The organism is Pseudomonas sp. PGPPP1 (assembly GCF_002255865.1).
Lineage (GTDB): Bacteria > Pseudomonadota > Gammaproteobacteria > Pseudomonadales > Pseudomonadaceae > Aquipseudomonas > Aquipseudomonas cremoris.
On the sequence record NZ_NKIG01000025.1, the window covers coordinates 55,937 to 68,944 of the forward strand.

Below are 13,008 nucleotides of genomic sequence, written 5' to 3' on the forward strand. Positions count from 1 at the left end.
TCGCGCCCGACCTCTACTCTCACTTCATCCATAAGAGAAGGTCAGGCGCCCTGTAAGAGAACGCCCATGGCCATACAACAAAAGAGATCGCGAAAAATGTCCGGCGCACCCACCCCGCTGCTCACCGCGTTGCTGATCGACGGCGAACTGGTCCAGGGCCAGGGTTTTGTCGAGCCGATCCTCAACCCCGCCACGGGTGAAGTGCTGACTCAAATCGCCGAGGCCAGTACCGAGCAGGTCGAAACCGCGATCCTCGCTGCCCATCGTGCTTTTGCGACCTGGTCGCGCACCACGCCGCAACAACGCTCGAACATCCTGCTGGGCATCGCCGATGCCATCGAAACACAAGCCGACTACCTCGCTCGCCTGGAATCGCTGAACTGCGGCAAGCCATTGCACTTGGCGCGCCAGGATGATTTGAGCGCCACGGTGGATGTGTTCCGCTTCTTCGCCGGTGCTGTGCGCTGCCAGACCGGGCAACTGAGCGGTGAGTACCTGCCGGGCTACACCAGCATGGTGCGCCGCGACCCTATCGGAGTCGTGGCGTCAATTGCGCCGTGGAACTACCCGCTGATGATGGCCGCGTGGAAAATCGCCCCGGCCCTCGCCGCCGGCAATACCCTGGTGTTCAAACCCTCGGAACATACGCCCCTGTCGATCCTGGCCCTGGCGCCGGTGCTTAAAGAGCTGCTACCACGCGGAGTGATCAACATTCTGTGTGGCGGCGGCGAAGGCGTCGGCAGCCATTTGGTCAGCCACGCAAAAGTGCGCATGGTTTCGCTGACCGGCGATATCGTCACCGGGCAAAAAATTCTGCAAGCCGCATCCAAAACACTTAAACGCACGCACCTGGAGCTGGGCGGCAAAGCCCCGGTGATCGTGTGCAACGACGCCGACCTGCAAGCCGTGGTCGAAGGCGTGCGTGCCTACGGTTACTACAACGCCGGCCAAGACTGCACCGCTGCGTGCCGTATCTACGCCCAGGCCGGGATTCACGACAAATTGGTCGCCGAGTTGGGCGCGGCGGTCAGCAGCTTGCGCTTTGCCGGCAAACGCGATGCCGACAACGAACTCGGCCCGCTGATCAGTACGCGCCAGCGCGACCGCGTTGCCAGTTTTGTCGAACGCGCCCTCGGCCAGCCGCATATCGAACGCATCACCGGCGCCGCCGTGCATTCCGGTGCAGGTTTCTATTACCAACCCACCCTGCTCGCCGGCTGCAAGCAAAGCGATGAAATCGTGCAGCGCGAAGTGTTTGGCCCAGTGGTCACCGTGACCCGCTTCGACGAACTGGAGCAGGCGGTGGACTGGGCCAACGACTCGGAATATGGCCTGGCCTCATCGGTCTGGACCCAGAACCTGGACAAGGCCATGCAAGTGGCCGCGCGCCTGCAATACGGCTGCACCTGGATCAACAGCCATTTCATGCTCGTAAGTGAAATGCCCCACGGCGGCTTGAAGCGCTCGGGGTACGGGAAAGATCTGTCCAGCGATTCGCTACAGGACTACAGCGTGGTGAGACACATCATGGCGCGCCACGGCCAGCATCTTTAAAACAACAACTAAGCTCTTGCGGTACCGGCTTCACACACTGCCCCGACCATAATTAAAGAAGAGGGAACCCCTATGTCCGCGCACAAGACCGCACTGCTCAGTGCCCTGACCACCGCGCTGCTGGCCAGCGCCAGCATCCAGGCCGCCGAACCGCTCAAGGCGGTCGGTGCCGGTGAAGGCCAGTTGGATATCGTCGCCTGGCCCGGCTACATCGAACGTGGCGAAAGCGACAAGGCCTACGACTGGGTCACCGGTTTTGAGAAGGAAACCGGCTGCAAGGTCAACGTGAAAACCGCCGCCACGTCTGACGAAATGGTCAGCCTGATGGCCAAGGGTGGTTATGACCTGGTGACTGCATCGGGTGATGCGTCGTTGCGCCTGATCGGCGGCAAGCGTGTGCAGCCGATCAACACGGCATTGATCCCGAACTGGAAGAACATCGACCCGCGCCTCAAAGACGCGCCGTGGTATGTGGTCGGCCAGCAAACCTACGGCACCCCGTACCAATGGGGCCCGAACGTGTTGATGTACAACACCAACGTATTCAAGACCGCGCCCACCAGCTGGAACGTGGTGTTTGACGCGCAAAACCTGCCGGACGGCAAGCCGAACAAAGGTCGCGTGCAAGCGTATGACGGCCCGATCTACATCGCCGATGCGGCGCTGTACCTCAAGTCGACCAAGCCGGAACTGGGCATCCAGAACCCGTATGAGCTGACCGAAACCCAGTACAAGGCCGTGCTTGAGTTGTTGCGCGCCCAGCAACCGCTGATCCACCGCTACTGGCACGACACCACGGTACAGATGAGCGACTTCAAAAACGAAGGCGTGGTGGCCTCCAGCGCCTGGCCGTATCAGGTCAACGGCCTAGTCAACGAGAAGCAGCCGATTGCCTCGACCATTCCAAAGGAAGGCGCCACCGGCTGGGCCGACACCACCATGTTGCACAGCGAAGCCAAGCACCCGAACTGCGCCTACAAGTGGATGGACTGGTCGCTGCAACCCAAAGTCCAGGGCGATGTTGCCGCCTGGTTCGGCTCGCTGCCGGCAGTGCCTGCCGCCTGTAAAGAGAGCGAACTGCTGGGCGCCGAAGGCTGCAAGACCAATGGGTTCGACCAGTTCGACAAGATCGCCTTCTGGAAAACCCCGCAGGCTGAGGGCGGCAAGTTCGTGCCGTATAGCCGCTGGACCCAGGATTACATCGCGATCATGGGCGGGCGCTAAACCTGCCCGGGCTGCATAGATCCAATGTGGGCAGGGTTTATGTGGGAGCTGGCTTGCCTGCGATGCAGACACCTCGGTGTTTCAGCCAGACCGAAGTGATGCGATCGCAGGCAAGCCAGCTCCCACAGAAAAGCGCTCACATTTCAATTGCGATGACAGATTCCCCCGTTTTTTCAGAAGTCCAGGCCGGGCCGCTGCGACGACCCGCGCCTTTTCGGAGCACCGCACCATGACGCTTGCAGTCCAATTCACCCACGTTTCCCGTCAGTTCGGCGAAGTGAAAGCCGTTGACCGGGTTTCCATCGATATCCAGGACGGCGAGTTCTTTTCCATGCTCGGTCCCTCGGGCTCCGGCAAGACCACGTGCCTGCGCCTGATCGCCGGGTTCGAGCAGCCGAGCGCAGGCTCGATCCGTATCCATGGCGAGGAGGCCGCTGGCTTGCCGCCGTATCAGCGCGACGTGAACACCGTGTTCCAGGATTACGCGCTGTTCCCCCATATGAATGTGCGCGACAACGTGGCGTACGGCCTCAAAGTCAAAGGCGTCGGCAAGACCGAGCGCCTGAACCGCGCAGAGGAAGCCTTGGGCATGGTCGCCCTCGGCGGCTACGGCGACCGCAAGCCGGTGCAGCTCTCCGGTGGCCAACGCCAACGGGTAGCCCTGGCCCGTGCGCTGGTCAATCGCCCGCGCGTGTTGCTGCTGGATGAACCGCTGGGCGCCCTCGACCTCAAGCTGCGCGAACAGATGCAAAGCGAGCTGAAAAAGCTGCAACGCCAACTGGGCATCACCTTTATTTTCGTGACCCACGACCAGACTGAAGCGCTGTCGATGTCGGACCGTGTGGCGGTGTTCAACAAGGGTCGTATCGAGCAAGTCGACACCCCACGCAACCTGTATATGAAGCCGGCCACCGCCTTCGTGGCCGAGTTCGTCGGCACCTCCAACGTGATTCGCGGCGAGTTGGCCCAACGCCTCAGCGGCAGTGCCCAGCCGTTCTCGATCCGCCCGGAACACGTGCGCTTTGCCGAAGGCCCGCTGGGCGCCGGTGAAGTGGAAGTCAGCGGCCTGCTGCACGATATCCAGTACCAGGGCAGCGCCACCCGCTATGAGCTGAAACTGGAAAACGGCCAGGCGCTGAATATCAGCCAGGCCAACAACCAATGGCTGGATATCAGCAGCGGTCATCAGGTCGGTCAGTCCATCACCGCCCGTTGGGCGCGGGAAGCCATGACTCCGCTGACCGAAATCGCAGGCGAGGTGTGACATGAGCCTGGCCCTTTCTCAACCGCCGATGCGCAGGTTTTCCAACCTGCTGTACCGCAAGCCCAACCTGTACCTGGCGATGCTGTTGATACCGCCACTGATCTGGTTCGGCGCGATCTACCTGGGGTCGTTGCTGACCCTGCTGTGGCAAGGTTTCTACACCTTCGACGACTTCACCATGGCGGTCACGCCGGACCTTACCCTGGCCAACTTCGCGGCGCTGTTCCAGCCGTCGAACTTCGACATCATCGTGCGCACCTTGAGCATGGCGATCGTGGTGTCCATCGCCAGCGCCATCGTGGCCTTCCCCATCGCCTATTACATGGCGCGCTACACCACGGGCAAGACCAAGGCGTTTTTCTACATCGCGGTGATGATGCCGATGTGGGCCAGCTACATCGTCAAGGCCTATGCCTGGACCTTGCTGCTGGCGAAGGGCGGCGTCGCGCAGTGGTTTGTGCAGCACCTGGGGCTGGAGCCGGTCTTGCAGTTCGTGCTGGGCATTCCGGGCGTAGGCGGCAGTACCTTGAGCACTTCGCACCTGGGGCGGTTCATGGTGTTCGTCTATATTTGGCTGCCGTTCATGATCCTGCCGATCCAGGCCTCGCTGGAACGTTTGCCGCCGTCGTTGCTGCAAGCCTCGGCCGACCTTGGGGCCAAGCCACGCCAGACCTTCATGCAGGTGATCCTGCCGCTGTCGGTGCCGGGGATTGCTGCCGGTTCGATCTTCACGTTCTCGCTGACCCTGGGCGATTTCATCGTGCCGCAGCTTGTCGGGCCACCCGGTTACTTCGTTGGCGGCATGGTCTACGCGCAGCAAGGCGCCATCGGCAACATGCCCATGGCCGCGGCGTTCACCCTGGTGCCGATCGTGCTGATCGCGGTTTACCTGTCCATCGTCAAACGCCTGGGGGCCTTCGATGCACTCTGAAAAATCCTCGTTGGGCCTGAAGATCGCAGCCTGGGGCGGCTTGGTGTTCTTGCACTTCCCGATCCTGATCATCTTCCTGTACGCCTTCAATACCGAAGAAGCCGCGTTCAGCTTTCCGCCCCAAGGGTTCACCTTGAAGTGGTTCAGCGTGGCATTCGCCCGGCCGGACGTGCTGGAAGCCATCAAGCTGTCGCTGCAGATCGCGGCCATTGCCACGTTGATCGCCATGGTGCTCGGCACATTGGCCTCGGCCGCGCTGTATCGCCGTGAGTTCTTCGGCAAGCAAGGCGTGTCGCTGATGCTGATCCTGCCGATTGCACTGCCTGGGATCATCACCGGTATCGCGTTGCTGGCAACGTTCAAGTCGCTGGGCATCGAGCCCGGGATGTTCACCATCATCGTCGGCCACGCGACCTTCTGCGTGGTGATCGTCTACAACAACGTGATCGCGCGCTTGCGCCGTACCTCCCACAGCCTGATCGAAGCCTCGATGGACCTGGGCGCCGACGGCTGGCAGACCTTCCGCTACATCATCATGCCCAACCTGGGCTCGGCGCTGCTGGCCGGCGGCATGCTCGCCTTTGCGCTGTCGTTCGACGAAATCATCGTTACCACCTTCACCGCCGGCCACGAGCGCACCTTGCCGCTGTGGCTGCTCAACCAGTTGAGCCGCCCGCGCGATGTGCCGGTGACCAACGTGGTGGCGATGCTGGTGATGCTGGTGACGATGTTTCCGATTCTGGGTGCCTATTACCTCACGCGCGGCGGTGAAAGCGTGGCGGGGAGTGGCGGTAAATAATTAACAACACATAGCCACCGTTGAAACACGGTCAATGTGGGAGCTGGCTTGCCTGCGATAGCAGTATCGACTGAAGCACCGCTATCGCAGGCAAGCCAGCTCCCACATTTGAATCGAGTTTCCTCAGGCAGCAACCGTCGTTTTGAGGAGAGTTGAACCATGCAAACCAAATTACTGATCAACGGCCAGCTGGTCGAAGGCGAAGGCCCGGCCCAAGCGGTGTTCAACCCGGCCCTCGGCCGCGTGCTGGTGGAAATCAACGAAGCCAGCGAAGCCCAGGTCGACGCCGCCGTGCGTGCCGCCGATGCGGCCTTTGAAAGCTGGTCGCAAACCGCACCGAAGGATCGCTCCCTGTTGCTGCTGAAACTGGCGGACGTGATCGAGGCCCATGGCGAAGAACTGGCCAAGCTGGAGTCGGACAACTGCGGCAAACCCTACAGTGCCGCGCTGAACGACGAGATCCCGGCGATTGCCGACGTGTTCCGCTTCTTCGCCGGCGCCAGTCGCTGCATGAGCGGCTCGGCTGGCGGCGAGTACCTGCCGGGCCATACGTCGATGATCCGCCGCGATCCAGTGGGCGTGATTGCCTCCATCGCACCGTGGAACTACCCACTGATGATGGTCGCCTGGAAAATCGCCCCGGCGCTGGCTGCGGGTAATACCGTGGTGCTCAAGCCGTCGGAACAAACCCCACTGACCGCGTTGCGCATGGTTGAACTGGCCGCCGACATTTTCCCGGCCGGTGTACTCAACCTGGTGTTTGGTCGTGGGCCAACAGTAGGCAGCCCGCTGGTGAATCACCCGAAAGTGCGCATGGTGTCGCTGACCGGCTCCATCGCGACCGGCGCGAATATCATCTCGAGCACGGCCGACAGTGTTAAGCGCATGCACATGGAACTGGGCGGCAAAGCGCCGGTGATCATCTTCAATGACGCGGACATCGATGCTGCCGTGGAAGGCATTCGCACCTTTGGCTTCTACAACGCCGGGCAGGACTGTACGGCCGCATGCCGCATTTATGCCCAGGCCGATATCTACGAGGCATTCGTCGAGAAACTCGGCGCCGCCGTCGCCAGCATCAAATACGGTTTGCAGGATGACCCTGGCACCGAGCTGGGCCCGTTGATCACGGCGCAACATCGCGACCGCGTGGCCGGGTTTGTCGAACGTGCCGTGGCGCAGCCGCATATTCGCCTGGTAACCGGCGGCAAGGCGGTGGAAGGCAATGGCTTCTTCTTTGAACCGACGGTGTTGGCCGACGCGCAGCAGGACGATGAAATCGTACGTCGCGAAGTGTTCGGGCCAGTGGTTTCCGTGACCCAGTTCAACGATGAAGCGCAGGTGCTGGGTTGGGCCAACGATTCGGACTACGGGCTGGCGTCGTCCGTGTGGACGGCCGATGTGGGCCGCGCCCATCGTTTGGCTGCGCGCTTGCAGTACGGCTGCACGTGGGTGAATACCCACTTCATGCTGGTCAGCGAAATGCCTCACGGCGGTCAGAAACTGTCGGGGTATGGCAAGGATATGTCCATGTATGGGCTGGAGGACTACACCACTGTTCGGCATGTGATGTTCAAGCACTGACGCGCAACCCTTGTAAAAGCTGGCTTGTGTGGGAGAGGGCTTGCCCGCGATTACGGAGTGTCAGTCGAAAAGGCGATGACTGATCCACTGCCATCGCGGGCAAGCCCGCTCCCACATGAGCCTCCTCATAACAATAAATAATTCGTAGGTTCCCCATGGACATCACCCGCCGCGACTTCCTCAACGGCGTCGCCATTACCATTGCCGCCGGCATGACGCCGCTGCAACTCCTGCAAGCCGCTCCCGATGGCCGCTACTACCCTCCTGCCCTCACCGGCCTGCGCGGCAGCCATGTGGGTTCGTTCGAAGTGGCGCACCAGATGGGCTGGGAAAAGAAGGTGTTCGACACCGAGAAACTGCCGATCACCGAGGACTATGACCTGGTGGTGGTTGGCGGCGGGTTAAGCGGTTTGTCAGCGGCGTGGTTCTACCGCGAGAAGCACCCGAAGGCGAAGATCCTGATCCTGGAAAACCACGACGACTTCGGTGGCCACGCCAAGCGCAATGAATTCCAGGCCGGTGGCCGCATGATCATCGGCTACGGCGGCAGCGAAGCGTTCCAGTCGCCCAACCACCTCTACAGCAAGGAAGTGAACGGGCTGTTGAAGAAACTGGGGGTCAATATCAAGCGCTTCGAAACCGCCTTCGATCGCCAGTTCTACCCGGGCCTGGGGCTGTCGCGCGGGGTGTTTTTCGACAAGGAAAACTTCGGCGAAGACAAACTGGTAACCGGCGATCCAACCCCCATGGTGGCCGATGACATTGCGCCGGACCAGTTGAATGCGCGCTCCCTGCAAGACTTCATCAATGATTTCCCCTTGCCGGCCGCAGACCGCCAGGCTCTGATCGAACTGCACACGGCGCCCAAGGACTATCTGCCAGGCAAATCAGCAGAGGAAAAAGCTGACTACCTGGCGGTCACCAGCTACCGCGACTTCCTGCTCAAGAACGTAGGCTTGTCGGAAGGTGCGGTGAAGTACTTCCAGAGTCGCACCAATGACTTCATGGCGTTGAGCATCGATGCCGTTGCATCGTCCGATGCCTACAGCGTGGGTTTCCCAGGCTTTGCCGGGATGAACCTGGCACCGATCAGCGAAGAAGCCGCGGCGGAAATGGAAGAGCCCTACATCTACCACTTCCCGGATGGCAATGCGTCGGTGGCCCGCCTGCTCGTGCGCAGCCTGATCCCTGGGGTTGCGCCGGGGCATACGATGGAAGACATCGTGCTGGCGCCCTTTGATTACGCCAAGCTCGATCAACCCAAAGCATCGGTGCGGGTGAGACTGAACAGTACGGCGGTGAGTGTGCGTAACGTCGGCGATGGCGTGCATGTCGGCTACAGCCGTGGCGGGCAACTCGCCCAGGTGCGCGGCAAGCGCTGCATCCTGGCCTGCTACAACATGATGATCCCTTACCTGCTCAAAGACCTGCCCGCGCCACAGGCCCACGCCTTGAGCCAAAACGTGAAATACCCGTTGGTGTACACCAAGGTGGTCATTCGTAATTGGCAGTCGTTCCAGAAACTTGGGGTACACGAGATTTATGCGGCGACCCAACCCTACAGCCGGATCAAACTGGATTACCCGGTCAGCATGGGCGGCTACGACCACCCACGCGACCCGACGCAGCCGATTGGCCTGCACATGGTCTACGTGCCCACCAGCCCCAACAGCGGCATGAACGCACGTGACCAGGCACGCGCCGGACGGGGCAAGTTGTATGGGCAGACCTTTGAGCAGCTTGAGGCGCAATTGCGTGACCAGTTGCAACGCATGCTGGGCCCGGGTGGGTTCAATCATGAACGCGACATTCTGGCGATCACTGTCAACCGCTGGTCACATGGTTATGCGAGCTTCTCCAACAGCCTGTTCGATGACGCCGATGAAAGCGAAGCGTGGATGACCCTGGCGAAAAAACCGCTGGGGCATGTGAGCATTGCCAACTCGGATGCGGCGTGGAGCGCCTATGCGCACGCGGCGATTGATGAGGCGTTCAGGGCCGTGGGGGAAGTTGCCTGAAATACAGTTTAAATGTGGGAGCGGGCTTGCTCGCGAATACGGTGTGTCAGTCGACACATCTGTGTTTGATGCCTTGCTTTCGCGAGCAAGCCCGCTCCCACATTAGATCCTCATGGTGTTTGAGTGCCGTGCCCAGACGCATAGTCGGAAACACCTTGTTTCACATGCAAAGCCATCACCCCGCTATCAATCATTTTTCCTACGTCATCGAACCGCTTAAGCTATCCGGCGTCTGTTTATTGTCCGTAGCGTTTGGTCGAAGGCATGTCCGAACCGTAATTTCTGATCCAGTACGTGCCAGGAACGGCGCAGGATTTGCTCACGACAGGTTGTCTCTATGCACCGCAGGAATTTGCTCAAAGCGTCCATGGCCATTGCGGCTTACACCGGTTTATCGGCCAGCGGCCTGCTCGCTGCGCAGGCTTGGGCAGGCAACCGCGCCGCCGATGGCAAGGCCGTGTCGTTCGATTTTGAAACGTTGAAGGCCCAGGCCAAGAGACTCGCCGGGACCGCGTATAAAGACACCAAACAGGTGCTGCCGCCGACCCTGGCGACCATGACGCCACAGAATTTCAACGCTATCGGCTATGACGGCAACCATTCGTTGTGGAAAGAACTGAACGGTCAATTGGACGTGCAGTTCTTCCACGTCGGCATGGGTTTCAAGACGCCCGTGCGCATGCACAGTGTCGACCCCAAGACCCGTGAAGCGCGCGAGGTGCATTTCCGCCCTTCGCTGTTCAACTATGAAAAAACCACGGTAGACACCAAGCAGTTGACCGGTGACCTGGGTTTCTCCGGCTTCAAGCTGTTCAAGGCGCCGGAACTGGATCGCCATGACGTGCTGTCGTTTCTGGGCGCCAGTTATTTCCGAGCGGTGGACTCCACGGGCCAGTACGGCCTGTCGGCCCGTGGCCTGGCCATCGATACCTACGCGAAAAAACGCGAGGAATTCCCCGACTTCACGCAGTTCTGGTTCGAAACCCCGGACAAGGACGCCACCCGCTTCGTGGTCTACGCCTTGCTCGACTCGCCGAGCGCCACCGGTGCCTATCGCTTCGATATCGACTGCCAGGCCAACCAGGTGGTAATGGCCATCGACGCCCATATCAATGCGCGTACCGCCATCGAACAACTGGGCATCGCACCAATGACCAGCATGTTCAGTTGCGGCACCCACGAACGTCGGATGTGCGACACCATCCACCCGCAAATCCACGACTCGGACCGCCTGGCGATGTGGCGCGGCAACGGCGAGTGGATCTGCCGTCCGCTGAACAACCCGGCCAAGCTGCAGTTCAACGCGTTTGCCGACAAGGACCCGAAAGGTTTTGGCCTGGTGCAGACCGACCATGAGTTCGCCAGCTACCAGGACACCGTAGACTGGTACAGCAAGCGCCCAAGCCTGTGGGTCGAGCCGACCACTGCTTGGGGCGAAGGCTCCATCGACCTGCTGGAAATCCCTACCACCGGCGAAACCCTGGACAACATCGTGGCCTTCTGGACCCCGAAGACGCCTGTGGCCGCCGGCGACTCGCTCAACTACGGCTACAAGCTGTACTGGAGCGCCCTGCCGCCGGTGAGCACGCCGTTGGCACAGGTCGATGCGACCCGTTCCGGCATGGGCGGCTTCACCGAAGGCTGGGCACCGGGCGAACATTACCCCGAAGTATGGGCCCGTCGTTTTGCCGTGGACTTCAAGGGCGGTGGCCTGGACCGCCTGCCGGCCGGCACCGGGATCGAGCCGGTGGTGACCTGCTCCCACGGCCAGGTGAAGGATTTCAGCGTGCTGGTGCTCGACAACATCAAGGGCTACCGCATCCTGTTTGACTGGTACCCGACCAGCGACAGCGTGGAGCCAGTGGAGCTGCGCCTGTTTATCCGCACCCAGGATCGCACCCTGAGTGAGACCTGGTTGTACCAGTATTTCCCGCCGGCACCGGAGCAGCGCAAGTACACCTGATGCCAAATAAATGTGGGAGCCGATCTGCTCCCACATTTTTTTAAGGGTGGCTCAGAACCGCGACACACTCTTCATCGCCCCAATCAGGTACCGCATCGCCACCTGGTCACTCTCGGTCAGCGCACGGTATTGCTCCACCAACTCAGCTTCTTCCAGACTCAACCTGCGGCCACGCAAGGACAACCTGCGGGTAATAAATGACGCCACTGCACCCGCCACACCAAAGGACTTGGCCATGGACTGCTACTCCTGATATCAATCAAACACTCCTGGTGCCCACCACCTGCATCCCGTGAAGCGCAATGCCTCCGTGAACAAACAGACTGACTCCCTGGGCCAGAAATCAGACTTACCCTAAGCGTAGAAACGATCTCGCCAAGCGTGCGTTTTTTTTAGAGTAATCACTTAAATAGTTTCATCGGTTATAAATACCTACAGCGCAATCTCACTGCGCTGCACAGAAAAAACCCACCGGATCAGGGTGGGTTCTGGTGCAGCTTCTGTAGGCTCAATCCCTCAGGTCAGACTCGTGAATCGGCTGGTCGCGATGAGTCGCCCGTTGATACTGCGCCGGCCAGATTGCCTTGCGTCCGCCAAGGTCATCATCGGCATGCAATGGCCAGTACGGATCACGCAACAGTTCCCGGGCCAGGAAGATGATGTCGGCCTGGCAGGTGCGCAAGATGTGCTCGGCCTGGGCCGGTTCGGTGATCATGCCGACGGTGCCGGTGGCGATACCCGACTCTTTACGCACACGCTCGGCGAAACGGGTCTGGTAGCCAGGGCCGGTGGGAATCTCGGCATTGGCGGCGGTGCCTCCGGAGGATACGTCGATCAAGTCCACGCCGAGGTCTTTCAGGCGGCGCGCCAGTTCCACGGTTTCATCAGGGTTCCAGCCGTCTTCAACCCAGTCGGTGGCCGACACCCGCACAAACAACGGCAGCTCCTGCGGCCAGGCTGCACGCACGGCCTGGGTCACTTGCAGCACCAGACGGATGCGGTTTTCAAACGAACCACCGTACTGATCCTGACGCTGGTTGCTGATGGGCGAGAGGAACTGATGCAGCAGGTACCCATGGGCGGCGTGGATTTCGACCACCTCGAAACCGGCGGTCAATGCGCGCTTGGCGGCCGCGACAAAGTCGGCGATCACTTGCTGGATCTGCCCTTCATCCAATGGCTTGGGCTGCGTGTGGTTGGGGTCGAAGGCAATCGGCGAAGGTCCCACCGGCACCCAACCGCCGTCGCCCGGCTTGACGCTGCCGTGCTTGCCGATCCACGGCCGATGAGTGCTGGCCTTGCGCCCGGCGTGGGCCAGTTGAATCCCAGCCACTGCACCTTGGGCCGCGATAAACCGAGTGATGCGTTGCAGCGGCTCGATCTGGGCGTCGTTCCACAGTCCCAGGTCCTGGGCAGTGATGCGTCCATCGGCGGTCACGGCGGTGGCTTCGGTAAAAATCAGCCCGGCACCGCCCACGGCACGGCTGCCAAGGTGCACCAGGTGCCAGTCATTGGCCAGGCCTTCTTCAGCGGAGTATTGGCACATCGGCGAGACCGCTATGCGATTGAGCAGGGTCAATTGGCGCAGGGTATAGGGTTCGAGCAGCTGACTCATGGCGCACCTCTTCTGGGTTCTGTGGGCACTGTTCAACAGTGCTTAGAGCCTAGTCG

The 13,008-nt window shown here is 60.8% G+C and carries 10 protein-coding genes; 8 read left to right on the top strand and 2 right to left on the bottom strand.

The genetic code is table 11. From position 1 onward, the window contains the following. Window positions 1-96: 96 nt before the first annotated feature. The 8 genes from CFE47_RS23615 to CFE47_RS23650 all read left to right on the top strand — a co-directional run bounded on the left by CFE47_RS23615 (window position 97) and on the right by CFE47_RS23650 (window position 11,337). Window positions 97-1,554 carry a gamma-aminobutyraldehyde dehydrogenase gene (locus CFE47_RS23615; protein WP_286840777.1) on the top strand — a complete coding sequence of 486 codons (1,458 nt, stop codon included), beginning with the start codon at window positions 97-99 and terminating at the stop codon, window positions 1,552-1,554. A gap of 72 nt (window positions 1,555-1,626) precedes the next feature. Continuing rightward, window positions 1,627-2,778: a putative ABC transporter substrate-binding protein YdcS gene (ydcS, locus tag CFE47_RS23620; RefSeq protein ID WP_185707486.1), complete on the top strand. Its 1,152-nt coding sequence runs from the start codon at window positions 1,627-1,629 to the stop codon at window positions 2,776-2,778. A gap of 229 nt (window positions 2,779-3,007) precedes the next feature. Further along, on the top strand, window positions 3,008-4,042 hold the full coding sequence (locus tag CFE47_RS23625) for an ABC transporter ATP-binding protein (RefSeq protein ID WP_286840778.1): 1,035 nt from the start codon (window positions 3,008-3,010) through the stop codon (window positions 4,040-4,042). A gap of 1 nt (window position 4,043) precedes the next feature. Beyond that, on the top strand, window positions 4,044-4,973 hold the full coding sequence (locus CFE47_RS23630) for an ABC transporter permease (protein WP_286840779.1): 930 nt from the start codon (window positions 4,044-4,046) through the stop codon (window positions 4,971-4,973). Continuing rightward, entirely contained in the window at window positions 4,963-5,772 is an 810-nt protein-coding gene (locus CFE47_RS23635; protein WP_286840780.1) for an ABC transporter permease, read from the top strand. The genes CFE47_RS23630 and CFE47_RS23635 overlap by 11 nt, the downstream gene beginning before the upstream one ends. A 159-nt stretch (window positions 5,773-5,931) precedes the next feature. Further along, window positions 5,932-7,356: a gamma-aminobutyraldehyde dehydrogenase gene (locus tag CFE47_RS23640; RefSeq protein ID WP_286840781.1), complete on the top strand. Its 1,425-nt coding sequence runs from the start codon at window positions 5,932-5,934 to the stop codon at window positions 7,354-7,356. A 155-nt stretch (window positions 7,357-7,511) separates the two neighbouring features. Beyond that, complete coding sequence (locus tag CFE47_RS23645; protein ID WP_286840782.1) at window positions 7,512-9,374, top strand: NAD(P)-binding protein; 1,863 nt, start codon at window positions 7,512-7,514, stop codon at window positions 9,372-9,374. Window positions 9,375-9,711: 337 nt separating this feature from the next. Then, window positions 9,712-11,337 carry a glucan biosynthesis protein D gene (locus CFE47_RS23650; RefSeq protein WP_286840783.1) on the top strand — a complete coding sequence of 542 codons (1,626 nt, stop codon included), beginning with the start codon at window positions 9,712-9,714 and terminating at the stop codon, window positions 11,335-11,337. 51 nt (window positions 11,338-11,388) lie between these two features. On the opposite strand, the gene CFE47_RS23655 is transcribed toward CFE47_RS23650, so the two are convergent. Then, the gene (locus CFE47_RS23655; RefSeq protein WP_185707500.1) at window positions 11,389-11,574 is read right to left on the bottom strand and encodes a hypothetical protein; all 186 of its coding nucleotides are present in this window, start codon (window positions 11,572-11,574) and stop codon (window positions 11,389-11,391) included. Between the two features lie 271 nt (window positions 11,575-11,845). Then, entirely contained in the window at window positions 11,846-12,952 is a 1,107-nt protein-coding gene (locus CFE47_RS23660; RefSeq protein ID WP_286840784.1) for an NADH:flavin oxidoreductase/NADH oxidase, read from the bottom strand. Window positions 12,953-13,008 lie beyond the last annotated feature (56 nt).